Source organism: Thiovibrio sp. Mzg5, from assembly GCF_055379285.1.
In genome coordinates, this window is record NZ_AP022872.1 from 1 (window position 1) to 16,327 (window position 16,327).

Below are 16,327 nucleotides of genomic sequence, written 5' to 3' on the forward strand. Positions count from 1 at the left end.
AGGGTTATGCTTTTCCTTTAAAAAAACGGGCAGAAATTATCTCAGCGGTCTCAATTCGCTTTAATTGGTTGTTTTTTCGTGACTGGACCAGGGGAAAAAGATGCTTTGGCAGCGAGTTAAGAGTGTTTTGGCACAAAAAATTTCCGACAGCGACTTCAAGCTGTGGATCGAACCCTTGCAATGTGTGCATGATGATGCGCAGAGTATCGAACTGGCTGGGCCTGACCCCTATTTCTGCTCCTGGGTCAGGAACAACTACCTGGCCGATATTCAGGCCGCCTTGCAGGATGTTGGTTTTACCGGGGAGGCGGTGCGGCTTTCGGTGAGCGAGACCAAGAAGGTGCAACCGGAAGAAAAGAAACAGAGCCAGCTCCGGCTGCCCAGCATGCCGGTGGCCCGGTCCACGGTGCGGACCCTGCACCCGCGCTATATCTTTGATGAGTTCATGGTTGGCGAGTCCAACGCCCTGGCCTATTCAGCCTGTGAGGCCATAGCCAACGGCGATTCCACCCTCAGCCCCTGTCTGTTCATTGAAGCGGGGACGGGGTTGGGCAAAAGCCATCTGACCCATGCGGTGGCCCATCATATCACCAGCCATTCCCCTGGAACCCGGCTGCATTATGTGACCTCCCAACAGCTTACCTCCGAAATGGTGCGCAGCATCAAGAACAACGCCATGGAGCAGTTCAAGGAAAAATATCATAACCAGTGTGATGTGCTGCTGATGGAGGATGTGCAGTCCCTGGCCGGACGGACCAAGACCCAGGCTGAGTTGGCCGAGGCCCTGGATGTCCTGATGGATTGCGGGAAAAGGGTTATTTTCACCGGGGCTGTTTCCCCGCGCAATATCCCCGATATGGATGACGGCGTGCGCTCCCGGCTCTCTTCCGGGCTGATCACCACCATCAATCCCCCGGACCGGCGGACCCGTTGTCTGATCATCGAGCGCAAGGCCCGCAACAACAAGCTCGCCCTTTCCGGGGAGATCATCGAGTTTCTCGCCGACCGAATCCAGGGCGATATCCGGCGGGTGGAAAGCGCCATCATCGGCCTGAAGGCCAAGGCCTCCCTGCACAAGACCGCGCCGGATATGGATATGGTCAAGGAGATTGTCGCTGCTATCATCGGGCAGCGGCAGGAGTTGTCCGCAGTGCTGATCCGTAATTTCGTGGCCGGGCAGTTCAATGTCTCCATCGAAGAGCTGCAGTCAAAGGGCAGGAAGAAAACCATCGCCTTTCCCAGGCAGGTTTCCATGTACCTGGCCAGGAAACTCACCGAGGAAGCCCTGTCCGAGATCGGCAAGGCCTTTAACCGGGATCATTCAACAGTGGTCCATTCCATTCGGGTCATTACCGAAGCCATTGTCCGCAGCGGCAGTATTCGTGGGCAGGTGGAGCATCTGGTGGAACGTTTGAAAAATCAGGGTTGAGGAGAGAAAAAAAGGCGGATCAGATGCCGCGGGGGCGGTTTTCGGGGTGCACACAGGGGGGAATATGCGTACGGTCTGTTGCGTGTGTCGTAAGGTAAAGTGCAAAGGGGACTGGCTCGAGCAGATGGTCGAGGCCGAGGTTCGGGTGTCCCATGGTTTTTGCCCGGAATGCTTCGACAAAACCATGACCCAGTTTTCCCTTGCCTGGTCCAAACGAACAGACGGCACAGTACGCGCGGAAACCGGCGTAACCCGATAATGCCTTCTAAGCCGTGGTGTTGAATAAATTCGTTATCCTGCTTGGCAAAAACGGCATAAAGAGCCGTAACGAAACAGCCGGGGCTATTTCATAACGGCTCCTAAAAATAGACCGGCTTGACCTCGGGTTTTTCTCGTTTGCCCTCCACCCGGCGCAGTATCCTCTCTGCCACCATCTTGGCCGTCTTCATCATGTCGTTCATGCCGATTCCTTCCCAGCCAAAACCGCAGACATGCAAGCCGTCCAGTCGCTGTTCCAGGGAATCTTTCCACCTGAGCAGCGCAGGGTAGCCCAATTCCAGTTGGGGGATGGCGCCGTCGCCGCGCAGCACCCGGTTGAAACAGGGGGGCTCGGGCAAGGGGATCAGCTGCCGGAGATCATCGTAGATGCGGCTGATCAACTCCTCGTCGGACAGCTCCAGTCGTTCCGGATGGCGGCGGCCGCCGACCAGGGCCTCCATCAGCACTCTCCCCTGGGGGGCGCGGCCGGGAAACATATGGGTGGAGAACAGGGCGCCCATGGCAAAGCGTTTTTCCCGTTCCGGGGCCAGATAGCCGAAGCCAAAGGGTACCTGCGCCTTGTCCGTGAAGCCCAGGGCCACGGTGGCGATGCGCGCCGTGGGGATGGCGGCCAGGGGCGGGGCATGGGCGGCCAGCAGTTCCAGGCTGCGGTTGACCGGCAGGGCGACAATGACGGTGGCAGCCCGGTAGGTTGTGGTCTCGGTGTGGATCTCCCAGGCCTCGTTTTCGCGGCTGATTGCCCGCACCGGGCTATGGTAGAGAATGTTCGCTCCGGTGGCCAGGGTGGTGATGAGCTGTTCCATCCCTAAGGGAAAGCTGGTCATGGCCGGCAGCATCACCGCGCCCTTCTCCCTTTTTTTTCGGAGCAGTCCTTTGAGCACCGAGCCCGCTTCCTTTTCCAGAGCCCGCACCCCCGGCATCACGCCATCGATACTGAGACGTTCATAATCCCCGGCAAAGGTGCCGGTGAGCGCCGCATCCACCAGGGGCAAGATTTCAGTTCCGAAGCGGTATGCCGCCCATTGGCCGACGCTTTGCTCTTCGGCCTGCGGTTTTTTGAAAAGATCGCCCAGCAGCCGTAACTTTCCCAGGGGGGACAAGAGCGGGGTCGTGAGCAGGGCGGGCGGGCTCTGCGGCAGTTGCACCAACCGCCCTTCATGGCAGACATAGCGGACAAAGCTGCCCAGGGGCGCTTTCTGGGCGATGCGGTCCAGGCCGGTTTCGCTGAGCAGAGCGCGGCTGGCCGGGTTGTTGTCCAGGAAGCCGTGCGGTCCCCATTCGGCCAGGTAGCCTTGTTCTTTAAAGGAGCGCACCGCGCCGCCGGGGCGACCATCCTGCTCAAGAATGAGGATGTCCAGCTCCGGGGCGCTTGTGTGCAGGAAATGGGCAACGCTTAAGCCGGAAAGGCCCGCGCCGACAATGATTATTTCGTGTGTTTCAGGCATGGCTCATGCATCCGGGGTTAAGGGAATCGGCCAAGGGGATTTTCTTGAATCGCCTCGTGCCGGGGCTGGTTTCTCTCTTCAGGGTTGTCGGTATCTATGGTATAAGGGATTTTACCCGATATTGACCGGGTCGGCGAAAGAAAACCCTGTTTTTTCCTCAATGGTGCCGTGAAAAAGAATGCAGCCTGCGGATTCCCAACCAATGAAGGTCCTCATCCTCTATTACTCCCTCAGCGCCCAGACCAGCGGTCTGGTGCACCGGCTTGGCGCCGGTCTTGAGGAGCAAGGGGTGGAACTGGTCTGTGAGCGGCTCCAGCCCCTCATCCCCCCACATTTCCCCATCGGCACTGTGCCCGCCACCTTGTTCATGATGCTGGCCACCTTTTTGCGGACCAGGATGCCCATCCAGCCGCTCTCTCCCAGTTGCGGGGAACACTATGATCTCATTGTTCTCGCCGGGCCCACCTGGTCGTATAATCCCAGCGGTCCGATTCTCTCCCTGCTTGATCGGGACGGGCCAAGGCTTTTTGCCGGACGCCAGGTTCTGCCGCTGATTTCCTGTCGGGGCTACTGGCGGATGCACTGGCTGAGTCTGCGCTGGCAGCTTGTCCGTTGCCGGGCCAAGGTGGTGGGCAGGATGATCTTTGCCCACCCCAGCAAGGAGCCCTGGCGGACCATCGGGGTATTTTTAAAACTTGCCGGCCGGGTGCCGGAGCGGTCCAGATGGCTGGGCCGGTATTATCCGCGGTACGGGCATAGTCGGGCACAGCAGGATCAGGCCTTCGCCTGTGGCGCAGCCATCGGCCAGGCCCTGAAGCTTGGGCGTCCCCTGGCCGAGCTTTCCTGTGTCTCCGAAACTGAGCCGGGCGGAGCATAGCCGGCCCGGGTCTCAGAATTCAATACCCTTCCGGGCCTTGATCCCCTTCTGAAAGGGATGTTTTATGGCGTGCATCTCGGTAACCAGATCCGCGTATTCGATGAGCCCCGGGCTGGCGTCGCGACCGGTGATCACCAGATGCAACCGTTTGGGCCGCTTGCGAAACAGGTCGAGGACCTCCTCCTCCGAAACAAGGCCGAAGCCGATCAGGTAGGTGAGTTCGTCGAGGACGATGAGGTCGTAGGCATCGCTTAAGATCTTTTCCCCGGCGAGTCGCCAGCCTGCCAGGGCCGCAGCTTTCACGGTCTCCATGTCCTGTTGCCAGGTAAAGCCGGTTCCGGCGAGATGCAATTCAACCTGGCCCGGAAAGGCGGTGGCACAAGCGAGAGCCTCGCCGGTTTTGCTCTGCCCCTTGATGAATTGAATGATGCAGACCTTCAGCCCCTGCCCCGCTGCCCGGAGCGCCTGTCCGAAAGCCGCCGTGGTTTTTCCCTTGCCGTGCCCCGTATTAATGATAATCAAACCCTGCGTCGCCATCTTTTCCTCAAGGAGTATCTGTGGTTTGCCCTGCATCCGGGAAGCGGGTGGAGGCGGAATACCGGGTGGTGCGGAATTTTTCCATCTGGCTGCGGTAAAACTCCTTGTGTGTCCCTGCCCTGGCAAGGGCTTCCTCTTCCAGAGCCAAAGCCTTCTCCTGGTTGCCGTTTGCCCAGTATGCCGTGGCCAGGGTGTCGAGGATGTGCGGCGTTCTTGTTTTCGCCGCCGCTTTCTCGGCCAGAAGCAGGGCTTTTTCCGGGTTGCGCAGTGTTGGTTCCTGGGCGGTGAGCAGGAGCCAGGCAAGATTGTTCAGGGCTTCCGTGTTGTCGGGGGCAAGGCGGAGCGCCTGCTCATAGGAATCTCTGGCGGTCTGCTCCTGGTTGAGGCTGTATTGCAGATCGCCCAGAATTTGCAGCCAGAGACCGTTGTCCGGCTGTTCCCGTATTTTTTGCCGGATAAGCGCCTCGGCGAATCTGGCTTTTGGGGCTTCGCCGAGAAGGTCTTGGGGCAGGCGCCAGGCGGCAAGAGTGGTGGTGAGCATGACAATAGCGTAGAGGAGCAAGGCCAGGTGGACCTTGCGGTGATGACGGGGGATCCGGTCCGGATCTTTTTCGCAGCGGCGCAGAAAGTCGATGCGCTGTCCCAGGCCGAAATGGTGCCAGCTGGGCAGATCCCTGATATTTCCGCTGAGCAGGGCGATCTTTTCAAAGACCCGGATCAGGGGGGAGGCATGCCCCATGGCGCTTAGGGCATAGAGGTCCGCCTGCCGTTCAAAGTTGCGCATGAAAAAACCAAAGATGAAACGGAAATAGCCCAGCAGCAGGGCGAAAACAATGCAGGCACTGGCCAGGGAAAGAATCGTGTCCGGACCCTTGCCGGTCAGGGTGACCAATTGGTAAAAAAAGTCCGAACTGAGCAGGAGCAGGAGAAGCGGAGCCCCGCTCACCTGGGTCAGCAGGCCAAAGCCGAGAAAGAGAAAGAGGTAGAGCTGGAGATGGAACCGTTTGACATGCCCCAGTTCATGGGCCATGACCGCTTCGATTTCCTCCGGGGTCGTGGCTTCGAGCAGGGCGGGGGTGACGAGGAGGTAGCGGAAGCGGCCGGTGAGGCCCATGACCCCTGCGGTCAGCATGCGGCCCTCAAAGAGCGGCCAGAGCAGGATGTCGGCAAACCGCAACCTCTGTCCACGGCAGAACTCTTCAATCCGTTGCCGTGCCGGGCCTGGCGGGAGCGGCGTGCAGCCCCAGAGGCGGACAATGGCCAGGGGCAGAAAGAAGATCAGGCCAAACAGAGAGAGCAGGACCAGGATGGGTTCGCCCCAGGGCGAGGCAAGAAAATCCTGCAATCGGGGAAGGGGGGCAAGCTGCAAGAGGTCGAACAAGACGGAGATGATCAGCCAGGGAAGAAGAATGGCGAGATTGATCTTGAGGTTTGCCGCAAGAAAGGAACGGGCCGTAAGGGTTCTGGCGAAAATGCGCTGATAGCTGGGGCGGGCCGCCAGCCAAAGGAGGCAGAGATAGCCGAAGAAGACCATGAGCCCGGCCAAATGGGCAAGAATCGGCAGCTCTTGGGCAAGCGGCAGCCTGCTGAGGTAGTAGCGGCCCTCCAGCAGGGAGATATCCACGGCCAGAAAAACGATGGCCAGGATGGAGAGGTGCTGTTCCACGGCAAAATAGCGGGCCGCGGTGTTGTCGTGATTGCGCCGGAAAAAATAACGGGCCAGCTGGTTGAAAAGAACACCCTTGCTGCAAAAGAGCAACAGGGCAATGGGCCATGGGATTTGGGGCTGTTCCGGAATGGAGCCGGTGGTCAGAATCAGGATGACGACCAGAAGATAGAGGAGATTATTGTACATGGGGGTCGGTTCTGGGCCTGGGGGGAAGGAACGGATTCGGGAGCGCCGGACCGTGGGCGTGGCGTCGTTGCGCCGAAAACGACAAGGGCAAGAGCATCAGCGCCGGAAAGCTGATCCATACACCTGGCTGGAGATGCTCGCGTTGTGCTCCTGGTATTGCTGGAGCAGGGTGCGCAACTCGTTGGCTTCGAGGATCCGTTTTTCCAGAAAAAATTCACCGAACTTTTTCTGGAGCCGTTTCTGGTGGGCAACGAGCATCTGGAGCTGTGGCTGGGAAAGCAGACCCATATCCATGGCGGTCTGACCGAAGGGCTGCAGGGTCGGGCGGTTGCGGAGGATCTGCACCACATCCGCCTCGTTGAGCAGGCCAAAGCGCTGGCCGATTTCTCCCAGGCGCGGCCGTTCGGTGCGTTGCCAGATGAGGGCCTGGATGATGGTCCGCCAGTTGATCAGGCCGGAATAGTAGAGGAAATGACCAAGAAGCAGGCGGCGGTTCGGCAGGGGGCCCTGGTAAAGGCTTTCCGTATTCCAGAACGTTGAAGGCTGGCTGGCGTTGTTGCGGAAATCGGCCTTTGTCTGGGCTCCGGGCCTGGTCTGCGGGCGGGGCCCGGCGGTGTTCTGGTTCGTTTTTGTCTGCTGGGGTCTCTGGGGCTTGGCCGGTGCCGGGCGGGGGGGCTGGGTTCGAGGTGGCGCCTGGCGCACAGGGGGAGGCAGGCAGTAGCCTTTTTCCTTGGCGTCAAGAAAGGTGATCAGGTTTTCGTAGGCCTCCTGCACGGAGTGGAACAGGTCGTGGCGTTGTCGTTGTTCCCGCTCATTTTCCAGTCCGGCCCGGTCCGGGTGGGTTTCCATGGCCCGCTTGCGATAGGCGCTCTTGATGCCGGAGTGCTGGAGATAGTCGAGAAATTCGCGGGAGATGCTGAGCTCCGGCCCGAAAATGATCTCGCAGGAGCGAAAGAGTTCCTTTTCAGCGGCAACTGGTTCCATGGCCTGTATCGTGCTCCCTGGAGGTTAGTGAAAAAGGAAAATTATACATGCAACGTTTTGGGGTTGGCGAAAGGCGGGGCCTTTCGCTGGCTGGTCCGCGGAAAAAAAATACGCTGCCGTGTAAGTCTTATGCAATGATATGGCCCGGTTGTGATAAGATACACTCTCAAAAGGGCAGTGCGTATCAGCTGATAAGTAATTAACATTATTATATAGCAGATAACAGCTTATTTTTTAACATATTTTAAACGTATCTCCATGAAATTCTGATGGGAACGGGGATTTTTTTATGGAACAGCCAACCGGAACCGGGGGTCAATATGATGTATCGCCATATTTTTCTCGTTATTTCAATAAGATGCCTGCATGGGAGGAGCTCGAAAAACTTGCCCAGGCACCCTATGACCTGACCGCTCCCAACGCCCTTTCTCCGGCAAGAATCCGCAGCTACCGGGCCCATGCCGCGGGCTTTGATCTGTTGTACTCCACCCAAAGGGTGGATGAACCGGTGCTTGCGGGCCTGCAAAGGCTTGCCGAGCAAAGCGGGGCGGTGGCCCAGTTCCTGCTGATGAAAAAGGGCGCGGTATTGAACCGGATCGAGGGGTATGCCAGCGAGGAGCGGCAGGTGCTGCACACCGCCTGCCGCGATATCTTTGCCCCGGTCAGCCTGGCGCCCGAGGCGTCGGCCCAGGCCAAGGCAGAGCTGGAAAAGCTGGCCGATTTTCTCGCCGCCTTGGAAGCAGGAGCCATTGTCAATGCGGCAGGGGAGCCATTCACCGACCTGATCCAGATTGGGATCGGCGGGTCGGACCTGGGCCCCCGGGCCTTGTATCTGGCCCTGGGTGCCTATAAGATCCCCGGCCGCAGGGTGCACTTTATCAGCAATGTGGACCCCGATGACGCCGCCGCTACCTTAAGCGGGCTTGATCTTGCCAGAACCCTGGTGAACGTGGTGTCGAAAAGCGGCTCCACCCTCGAAACCATGACCAACGAAGAGTTGGTGCGCAAGGCTTTCAGCGAAGCGGGGCTTGAACCAAACCGCCATTTTCTCGCGGTTACCGGCAAGGGCTCGCCCATGGACAATCCCGCCCGGTATCTCCGTTCTTTTTACATGTTCGACTCCATCGGCGGGCGTTACAGCGCCACCTCCATGGTCGGCGCGGTGATGCTCGGCTTTGGCCTGGGATACCCGCAACTGCTGGAGATTCTTCAGGGGGCTCAGGCCATGGATCGGGCGGCGGAAGAACCGGACATCCGCCGCAACCCTGCTTTGCTCCTGGCCCTGCTCGGTATCTGGAACCATAATTTTCTCGGCTGCGAAACCCTCGCCATCCTGCCGTACAGCCAAGCGCTCGTCCGTTTCACCGCCCATCTCCAGCAATGCGACATGGAGAGCAACGGCAAATCCGTGACCAGACAGGGCAAGCCCCTGGCCTGGAAGAGCGGCCCCATTATCTGGGGCGAGCCGGGCACCAACGGCCAGCACGCCTTTTACCAGTTGATCCACCAAGGAACCGCCATCGTCCCCGCCGAATTCATCGGTTTTCGCACCAGTCAGTATGGCCGGGATCTCATTATCGAGCAGACCACCTCCCAGGAAAAATTGGTGGCAAACCTCTTGGCCCAGGCCCTCGCCCTGGCCACCGGCCAGCCGCAGGAAAATCCCAACCGGAGCTTTGCCGGAAACCGTCCCAGCGTCGTGCTCCTGGCCGACCGGCTGACCCCCTATACCATGGGCGCTCTCCTGGCTCTGTATGAGGCCAAGGTGGTGTTCCAGGGATTTATCTGGAACATCAACTCTTTTGATCAGGAAGGCGTGCAATTGGGGAAAAAACTGGCAACCCGCCTGCTGGCCCATTATGCCGGCCTGCGGCAGGATCCTAGGTACAGCGGAGAAGCATCGGATGACCCCGGCTGGGCGCTGCTTGCTGCCGCAGGGATGCTTGCCAAGTGACAGGGCTTGCGGGCCGGAGAACAAAGGCGCAGACAAGGCCACAGGCGGACAAGCGGTTGAGCCTTCTACCTATCAGCGGATTGAGAGTACAATAATATGCCTTCTCTGAGACAATGGAAAGCCACCTTGACCGTGCTGGGAACGATTCTCTGCCTGGCCGGGGTATTTTTGTTCTGGGGGATCAGAACCCGCCATCATGATTTTGAAACACGACTTGCCGCCGAGCAGCAGCAGATTCATGTGCTTTTTGACCTGACAACCAAGCAGACCTTCGCCAATTATCGTTTCAGGATTCAAAACCTCATCGCCACCCGTCCCCAGCTGGTCGCGGCTTTTGCCAAAGGCGACCGGGCCGCCCTGCTGGCTCAGTGTCTTCCCTTGTACGAGGTCTTGCAGAGAGAAACCCCCTCTCTTGCCGGATTTCATTTTTATACCCCGGACAACCGCTCCTTTCTGCGGGTGCAACAGCCCGAGCTGTATGGCGATGATCTTTCCTCCCGCCCCATGATTGTGGAGATAAACAGACGGCATCAGCCTCTGGCCGGCTATGAGACAGGGCGCGCTGGTTTTTTCTACCGGATCATCCAGCCTATTTTTGTTGGGGAGGCCTATATTGGCGCCATTGAGTTCGGCTTCAAGGCAGACCGGCTTGTGGAGCTTATGGAGACAGGGCAGGGGGCGCAGATGGCCCTGCTGTTTGACAAGGCGGGCTGGCAAGGGGTAGAGCATTTGGCGCACCATCCGGTGCAGGAATTGGGAGACCAGATCCTGTTCCAGTGTTGTGACAATGTTTTCAGGCACCTGCCTGAAAATTTTCGCTTTGCCGGGAAAAAGCTTGTTCCGCGGCAAATCCAAGGGCGCTGGTATGTCTTTGATACCAGCCTGGTCTTGCCGGATTTCAAGGGCGAAGCCGCGGGCCGGGTTGCCTTGGCCATTGAAGTGACCAAGTTTGTCGAGGAATTCAACGCTTTTGTCGGCGTAAGCATCGTCCTGACTCTTGTGGGGGGATTCGTTGCCTTTCTGGTGCTGTATTTTACCTTTTCGATCATGCACCGGGAACTGCGGGCGGCAAACCAGTCCCTGGCTTCTTCCAAGGCCGAACTTGGCAAGAACTATACGGAACTGGAAAAATACCGGCATAACCTGGAGGAGATCATTGTTGAACGGACAGTGGACCTGGCCAAGACCAATGAGGATCTCAACCAGGAGATCCTCGAACGGGGGCGCATCGAAGAAAACCTGCGGCGCAGCGAGAAAAGTCTGGCCAAGGCCCAGAATATAGCCAGGCTCGGATACTGGGAGTGGGATGTCACCCAAAACAATCTCGTCTGTTCCGAGCAGACCTATCACCTCTTCGGGGTGGGCAAGGAGAGCAGAACCTACAACTATGAAGGCTTTTTTCAGTATGTCCATCCCGAAGATCAGCCTCTGGTGCAAGCCTGGTTGCAGGCGCTGCTGGCAGGCGATTCCGGTGGGAACATGGAATTTCGCATCGTCCGGCCGGATGGTGCGGAGCGGGATATTCACACGGAAGCCGAGGTCAAGCGGGACGAACATGGCCGGGCCGTGCACCTCATGGGTATTGTCCAGGACATCACCGAGGTAAAGCAGGCCACCCGGCAACTGGTGTTGTCGGACAATGTCTTTGAAAACAGCATCGAAGGCATTGTGATCACCGATGCCGAGGGCGTTATCCAGCGGATAAACCCGGCTTTCTCCGACATCACCGGCTACGGGGAACAGGAGGTGCTGGGGCAAAATCCCAGGATTCTCAAGTCAGAGCGGCATGAGAACGATTTTTTTGCCGAGATGTGGCGCGCTCTGGTGGACAAGGGGCAGTGGCAGGGAGAGATCTGGAACCGGCGCAAGGACGGGGAGATCTATCCCCAGTGGTTGACCATTACCTCCATCCGGGATGCGCAGGGAAATATCGGGAACTATGTCGGCGTGTTCCATGATATGACCGAAATTAAGCTGCACGAAGAGCAGTTGCGGTATCAGGCGCACCACGATGCCCTGACCGGCCTGCCTAACCGGGTGTTGTTCCATGACCGGCTCGGCGTGGCGCTGGCCCATGCCCGGCGGGATGAAAACAAGGTGGCGGTTCTGTTTCTTGACTTGGACAACTTCAAGCGGATCAACGACAGCCTCGGACATACGATTGGCGATCTGTTGCTCAAGGAGGTGGCGGCCCGGCTTGAGGGGTGCCTGCGGGAGATTGACAGTGTGGCCCGCTACGGCGGCGATGAATTCATCGTCCTCTTTGAGGGGGTGGATAAGGAGGAGGATGTGCTCCTTGCCGCGCAGAGGATCATAGAGTGCCTTGCCCCGGTGATCAGCATCCAGGATCATGACTTCTACCTGACTGTCAGCCTGGGCATCGCTTTCTACCCGGAGGACGGGCAGGATCAGGATGCCCTGATCAAGAACGCGGATACCGCCATGTACCGCGCCAAGGAAAGCGGGAAGAACACCTACCGGGTTTTCACTCCGGCCATGAACAAGCGGGTAACCGAATGGCTGGCGGTGGAAAACAGTCTGCGTAAAGCCTTGGATCTTAAGGAATTTTTTCTCCACTACCAGCCCAAGGTGGATCTGGCCACGGGGACGATTGTGGGGGTGGAGGCCCTTATCCGCTGGCGCCGTGGGGATGGAGAGATAGTCAGTCCGGTTGATTTTATCCCCATGGCCGAAGACACCGGGCTTATCGTGGAGATCGGTGACTGGGTGCTGGCGCAGGCCTGCGACGATCTCGGGGAAATCCTCGGCAAAGGCTACGGGATCAAGATGGCGGTGAATCTTTCTCCCCGCCAGTTTCGGCAAGAGGACTTGCTGGGCAAGATTCGGACGACCTTGGCCCAGAGCGGAATAGGGCCGGAGGGGCTGATCTTTGAGATTACGGAAGGGTCGGTCATGGAAAACGAAGAGAAGGCCATTGTCCTGCTCGGCGCCCTGCGGGGAATGGGGGCGGAGATTTCCATCGATGATTTTGGGACCGGGTATTCCTCCCTCTATTACTTAAGGCAACTGCCCATCGGCGAGCTGAAGATAGATCGGAGATTTGTCAACGATATCAATGGCCATGGCGATGATGTGGCCATTGTCGCGGCCATCATCGCCATGGCCAAGAGCCTGGGCATGCGGGTGGTGGCCGAGGGGGTGGAGACCGGGGAGCAGCTGCATTTTCTCCGGCGGCATGGCTGTGATCAGATGCAGGGCTTTCTCTTCAGCAAGGCGGTGACCAAGGAGGAGCTGCTTTCGATGCTCGGCCGTGGCGCCCAGCTTGATGTCGCGGCCTATGACAGCAGTGCGCAGCAGCCTTTGCCCTTTGGCGTTAAGGCGGATGGCGAGGGTGTCGCCTAGCCGGCGGCTATGGGTACAGAAGTTCGAACCGCTCCCAAAAATCCGGGAAGGATTTGACCACGCATCCTTCCCCCTTAACCCGGACCCCCGGCACCACCAGCCCTGCCACGGCAAAGCTCATGGCGATGCGGTGGTCATTGTAGGTGTCAATCTCTGCGCCAGAGAGGGGGCTGTTGCCCTCTCTGCCTGCGATGATCATGGCGTCCGGCCGTTCCTCTGCCTTGATCCCCAGCTTGGCCAGTTCCGTGACCATGACATGGAGGCGGTCGCATTCCTTGATCCGCAGATGGGCGATGTTCTTGATCACCGTCCTCCCCTTGGCGAAAGCGGCAACCACCGCCAGGGTGGGGACCACATCCGGGCAGTCGCCCATGTCCACCTCAACCCCGCGCAGCTCCTTGCTGCCGGTTACGGTAATGCCCGCTCCGGAACGCTTCACCGCGCAGCCCATCCGGGCCAGGATATCCACCAGCACCGCATCCCCCTGCAAAGAAGGCGAGGGCACGTTGGCTACCGTCACCCTGCCGCCGGTCACCGCGGCGGCAGCCCAAAAGTAGGAGGCGCTGGAGGCATCGCCTTCCACTGCGTATTTCCTGGCCTGGTAGCAACCCTGAGGGATGAGAAAGTGGTTGAGCTCGGGGCTGGCGGTTACCGCAATGCCGAAATCCCGCATTACGGCCAGGGTCATGGTGACGTAGGGTTTGGACAAGACCTCCCCGGCCACCAAGAGTTCGGCAGGCTGTGCGGCATAGGGTGCGACCAGCAGCAGGGAGGAGAGATACTGGCTGCTTTTGCCCTCCGGCAGCAGGGTCTTGCCGCCCTTGATGCCGTCGGCTGCGATGGCCACCGGCGGGCAGCCCGTGTTGTGAAGGCTGCGGATTTCGACCCCCCAGCCGGCCAGGGCCTCCATCAGGGGCTTGATCGGCCTCTCGTGCATGCGCTGGTCGCCGTTGATGGTAAAGTCCCCGTGGCCCAGTGCCGCCACCGAGGTGAGAAAGCGGGTGGCAGTGCCGTTGTTGCCCAGGAAGATCTCCTGGCTGGGGGTGGCGATGGTCCCGCCCTTGCCCACTACCCGCCACTGCTCCTGGCCGGACTCAACGGTGATGCCCATGGCAGCCAAGGCTTGGGAGGTGTATTCGGTGTCCTCGCTGGCCAGGGGGTATTGCAAGATGCTTTCCCCGTTTGCCAGGGCTGCGGCAATGAGAGCCCGCTGGGTCAGGCTCTTTGAGCCGGGCACGGTGAGGGTGGTGTCGGTGAAGGCAAGAGGTTGGATTTCTTTCATGGTCTGCGATCGTTAGGGGTTGTAGCCTAAGCCGTTGTAGTAAATGATCTTATCCCCGGCGATGAACAGCACGCAGTGTTAACGGCGATGAAAGAGGGTCAAGAGCACGGGTTATTTCGTAACGGCGCCCAAGCTGGCAAGCAGGCTCTGGCGCATCACTTCCACCGGGGCCGGCTGGCCGGTCCAGAGTTCAAACTGGGCTGCGCCCTGATAGAGCAACATGGCAAGGCCGTCGATGGTCTGGCAGCCCGCCTGTCCGGCTTCCTGCAGCAAGCGGGTTGCCAGGGGGGCATAGACGATGTCCATAACCACCTTGAAGTTGGCCAGGGACTCCTTGGCAATGGGCAGCAGGTCTTGTTGGGAGCCCATGCCCATTGAGGTGGCGTTTACCAGGGCGTCACCTCTTGCGCCGGCGGCCTCGGCCAGGGGCAGCCAGGGACAGCCGAGAAGCCTGGCCAGGGCTTGGCCTTTTTCCGGGGTCCGGCTGGCAATGGTGAGCGAGGCCCCTGCCTCAAGCAGACCAAAGCCGATGGCCCTTGCCGAGCCTCCGGCGCCGAGGAGGAGAACCGAAGAGCCCTTCAGGCTGATCTTCTCGCTTAAGGCGCGATTGGCGCCGAGCCAGTCGGTGTTGGCGCCGTGGATTGCGTTGTCGTTGATGAGCAGGGTGTTTACCGCCCCGATTTTTTCGGCAATTGGGTCGATGGTGTCAAGGTATGGGATCACCGCTTCCTTGTGGGGGATGGTGACACTTGCCCCCTTGATGCCAAGGGCTCGCAGCCCGGTCATGGCCTGGGCCACATCCTGCACAACAAAGGGGAGATAGGCCTTGTTCAACCCCAGGGCAGCAAAGGCTCCATTGTGCATGGCCGGACTCAGGCTGTGGGCAACCGGGTTGCCCATGATGCCGTAGAGTTCGGTGGCGCCGTTAATCTCCATGACCGAGTTCCGTAAAGATGCGGCGGAGAGCCGAGGCGGGCAACTGGCCGGGCGCGGTGGCCGGGCCGTTGTCCGGGGCGGCGTAAGTCATATAGCCGCCCAGATCGGTGGTGGCCACCCGGCTGATCATGCCGAGCGGACCCATGCAGAAGGCGATGAGGGGAAAGCCCAGCTCGGCTGCCTGTTCCTGCAGGGCGAGAACCCGGAACACGTCCTGAAAGCAGCGGGCCGTGGTGACGATCTTGCCGATGTCGGCGCCGCTGCGGCATTGGCGCTGGAAGATTTCGGTCAGGGCCTGCCGGGAGGCGGTGCATTTGAAGTCGTGCCAGGAGGCAATGGTTTGGCAGTTGTTCGCCCGGGCGGCACCAATGAGTTCGGTGGCCAGGGTGGGGTCGGCGTTGAGTTCGATGTCCACATAGGCAGCCCCGGCTTCGGCAGCTTTTTTGAGCAGGCCGATGCGCTCTTTTTCCTCGTCCGCGCAGTTGCCGCCTTCCCAGGTGGGCCGGTTGGTGAACACGAGGGGTTTGGCAAGGCCATTGAGGAAAAGGGAGAGGTCCGGGTGTGTCATGCTGTCCAGGCGGATCTCGATGACATCGGCAACTGCTTCGGACTTTTGGGCCAGGGCAAGCGCTTCGGCCTGGGTGGCTGCGGCGATGGAAACGCAGAGGCGGCGCACGGCACTGGTGGTGACATTCAACATGGGTTGCTCCGAGGGAAAAGGCTGAAAAAAACTATAAAATAACGAATAATAAACGCATAATAATGAAAAGCAAAACTATTCCATCGCGGATCGCTTGTCAACAGGCATGAGCAGGGCGCGCCGGTCTTGGGCCCTGGGGAAGAAGCATGTACCGATTGTTTGTCGCCATTGATTTGCCGCCGGATATCGCAGCCCAGGTGCAGGGCCTGTGCTACGGGGTGCCCGGCGCCAGATGGGTGCAACCGGAACAGATGCATCTGACCCTGCGCTTCATCGGCGAGGTGGACGGCGGGCTCTTTCGGGATATCAAGGAGGGGCTGGCCGACATTGAGACGGGGGGCTTTGTTCTGCAGGTCAAGGGGTTGGGGTTTTTTCCGCCCAGAAAGACTCCCAGGGTGCTGTGGGCCGGGATTGCGCCGGTGGAGCAGGTCAGCGCCCTGCGCCAGAGGATCGACAACGTCTTGCTTGGCCTGGGGCTTGCCCCGGAGGGCCGCAAATTTTCCCCGCACATCACCCTGGCCAGGCTGCACGACACCCCGCCTGCCAGGCTGAGCCGCTTCCTGGCAGGCAACAGCCTCTTTGCCACGGAAGCGTTCCCGGTTTCCGAGTTTCACCTCTATTCCAGTGAACTGACAGCCAAGGGCGCTTTTCACACCATCGAGGCGTCCTACAAGTTGGGCGATTAA

13 protein-coding genes are annotated in these 16,327 nt (G+C 59.4%); 6 read left to right on the forward strand and 7 right to left on the reverse strand.

All coding sequences use genetic code 11. From position 1 onward, the window contains the following. Positions 1-100: 100 nt before the first annotated feature. Together dnaA and ACZ46D_RS00010 are read left to right on the forward strand one after the other, a co-directional pair. Positions 101-1,429, forward strand: coding sequence for a chromosomal replication initiator protein DnaA (gene dnaA, locus ACZ46D_RS00005; protein ID WP_464927990.1), 1,329 nt, complete (start codon positions 101-103; stop codon positions 1,427-1,429). Positions 1,430-1,493: 64 nt separating this feature from the next. Continuing rightward, the gene (locus ACZ46D_RS00010) at positions 1,494-1,688 is read left to right on the forward strand and encodes a hypothetical protein (protein ID WP_464927991.1); all 195 of its coding nucleotides are present in this window, start codon (positions 1,494-1,496) and stop codon (positions 1,686-1,688) included. Between the two features lie 100 nt (positions 1,689-1,788). Here the strand turns inward: ACZ46D_RS00010 and hemG are convergent, their stop codons facing one another. Continuing rightward, entirely contained in the window at positions 1,789-3,153 is a 1,365-nt protein-coding gene (hemG, locus tag ACZ46D_RS00015; protein ID WP_464927992.1) for a protoporphyrinogen oxidase, read from the reverse strand. Positions 3,154-3,355: 202 nt separating this feature from the next. Between hemG and ACZ46D_RS00020 the strand changes: the two genes are divergently transcribed. Next, positions 3,356-4,030 carry a hypothetical protein gene (locus ACZ46D_RS00020; RefSeq protein WP_464927993.1) on the forward strand — a complete coding sequence of 225 codons (675 nt, stop codon included), beginning with the start codon at positions 3,356-3,358 and terminating at the stop codon, positions 4,028-4,030. Positions 4,031-4,042: 12 nt separating this feature from the next. Here the strand turns inward: ACZ46D_RS00020 and cobO are convergent, their stop codons facing one another. From cobO to ACZ46D_RS00035, 3 genes are all read right to left on the reverse strand, one after another. Then, positions 4,043-4,552, reverse strand: a complete 510-nt coding sequence (cobO, locus tag ACZ46D_RS00025; protein WP_464927994.1) for a cob(I)yrinic acid a,c-diamide adenosyltransferase — start codon at positions 4,550-4,552, stop codon at positions 4,043-4,045. 22 nt (positions 4,553-4,574) lie between these two features. Continuing rightward, positions 4,575-6,422 carry a M48 family metalloprotease gene (locus tag ACZ46D_RS00030; RefSeq protein ID WP_464927995.1) on the reverse strand — a complete coding sequence of 616 codons (1,848 nt, stop codon included), beginning with the start codon at positions 6,420-6,422 and terminating at the stop codon, positions 4,575-4,577. 96 nt (positions 6,423-6,518) lie between these two features. Further along, positions 6,519-7,406 carry a J domain-containing protein gene (locus tag ACZ46D_RS00035; RefSeq protein ID WP_464927996.1) on the reverse strand — a complete coding sequence of 296 codons (888 nt, stop codon included), beginning with the start codon at positions 7,404-7,406 and terminating at the stop codon, positions 6,519-6,521. A 358-nt stretch (positions 7,407-7,764) separates the two neighbouring features. On the opposite strand from ACZ46D_RS00035, the gene ACZ46D_RS00040 reads away from it, so the two are divergent. After that, positions 7,765-9,360, forward strand: a complete 1,596-nt coding sequence (locus tag ACZ46D_RS00040) for a glucose-6-phosphate isomerase (protein ID WP_464927997.1) — start codon at positions 7,765-7,767, stop codon at positions 9,358-9,360. 96 nt (positions 9,361-9,456) lie between these two features. Further along, positions 9,457-12,723, forward strand: a complete 3,267-nt coding sequence (locus ACZ46D_RS00045) for an EAL domain-containing protein (protein WP_464927998.1) — start codon at positions 9,457-9,459, stop codon at positions 12,721-12,723. Between the two features lie 7 nt (positions 12,724-12,730). On the opposite strand, the gene aroA is transcribed toward ACZ46D_RS00045, so the two are convergent. From aroA to aroD, 3 genes are all read right to left on the reverse strand, one after another. Further along, the gene (aroA, locus tag ACZ46D_RS00050) at positions 12,731-14,005 is read right to left on the reverse strand and encodes a 3-phosphoshikimate 1-carboxyvinyltransferase (RefSeq protein WP_464927999.1); all 1,275 of its coding nucleotides are present in this window, start codon (positions 14,003-14,005) and stop codon (positions 12,731-12,733) included. A gap of 111 nt (positions 14,006-14,116) precedes the next feature. Continuing rightward, positions 14,117-14,941 carry a shikimate dehydrogenase gene (locus ACZ46D_RS00055; RefSeq protein WP_464928000.1) on the reverse strand — a complete coding sequence of 275 codons (825 nt, stop codon included), beginning with the start codon at positions 14,939-14,941 and terminating at the stop codon, positions 14,117-14,119. Continuing rightward, positions 14,931-15,641: a type I 3-dehydroquinate dehydratase gene (gene aroD / locus ACZ46D_RS00060; protein ID WP_464928001.1), complete on the reverse strand. Its 711-nt coding sequence runs from the start codon at positions 15,639-15,641 to the stop codon at positions 14,931-14,933. The genes ACZ46D_RS00055 and aroD overlap by 11 nt, the downstream gene beginning before the upstream one ends. Before the next feature lie 146 nt (positions 15,642-15,787). On the opposite strand from aroD, the gene thpR reads away from it, so the two are divergent. Next, positions 15,788-16,327: an RNA 2',3'-cyclic phosphodiesterase gene (gene thpR / locus ACZ46D_RS00065; protein WP_464928002.1), complete on the forward strand. Its 540-nt coding sequence runs from the start codon at positions 15,788-15,790 to the stop codon at positions 16,325-16,327.

Excerpts from the sequence above, each read along its gene's own strand:
- dnaA (WP_464927990.1), top strand. The coding sequence starts at position 101 with ATGCTTTGGCAGCGAGTTAAGAGTGTTTTGGCACAAAAAATTTCCGAC.
- ACZ46D_RS00010 (WP_464927991.1), top strand. The coding sequence starts at position 1,494 with ATGCGTACGGTCTGTTGCGTGTGTCGTAAGGTAAAGTGCAAAGGGGAC.
- hemG (WP_464927992.1), bottom strand. The coding sequence starts at position 3,153 with ATGCCTGAAACACACGAAATAATCATTGTCGGCGCGGGCCTTTCCGGC.
- ACZ46D_RS00020 (WP_464927993.1), top strand. The coding sequence starts at position 3,356 with ATGAAGGTCCTCATCCTCTATTACTCCCTCAGCGCCCAGACCAGCGGT.
- ACZ46D_RS00030 (WP_464927995.1), bottom strand. The coding sequence starts at position 6,422 with ATGTACAATAATCTCCTCTATCTTCTGGTCGTCATCCTGATTCTGACC.
- ACZ46D_RS00035 (WP_464927996.1), bottom strand. The coding sequence starts at position 7,406 with ATGGAACCAGTTGCCGCTGAAAAGGAACTCTTTCGCTCCTGCGAGATC.
- ACZ46D_RS00040 (WP_464927997.1), top strand. The coding sequence starts at position 7,765 with ATGCCTGCATGGGAGGAGCTCGAAAAACTTGCCCAGGCACCCTATGAC.
- ACZ46D_RS00045 (WP_464927998.1), top strand. The coding sequence starts at position 9,457 with ATGCCTTCTCTGAGACAATGGAAAGCCACCTTGACCGTGCTGGGAACG.
- aroA (WP_464927999.1), bottom strand. The coding sequence starts at position 14,005 with ATGAAAGAAATCCAACCTCTTGCCTTCACCGACACCACCCTCACCGTG.
- ACZ46D_RS00055 (WP_464928000.1), bottom strand. The coding sequence starts at position 14,941 with ATGGAGATTAACGGCGCCACCGAACTCTACGGCATCATGGGCAACCCG.
- aroD (WP_464928001.1), bottom strand. The coding sequence starts at position 15,641 with ATGTTGAATGTCACCACCAGTGCCGTGCGCCGCCTCTGCGTTTCCATC.
- thpR (WP_464928002.1), top strand. The coding sequence starts at position 15,788 with ATGTACCGATTGTTTGTCGCCATTGATTTGCCGCCGGATATCGCAGCC.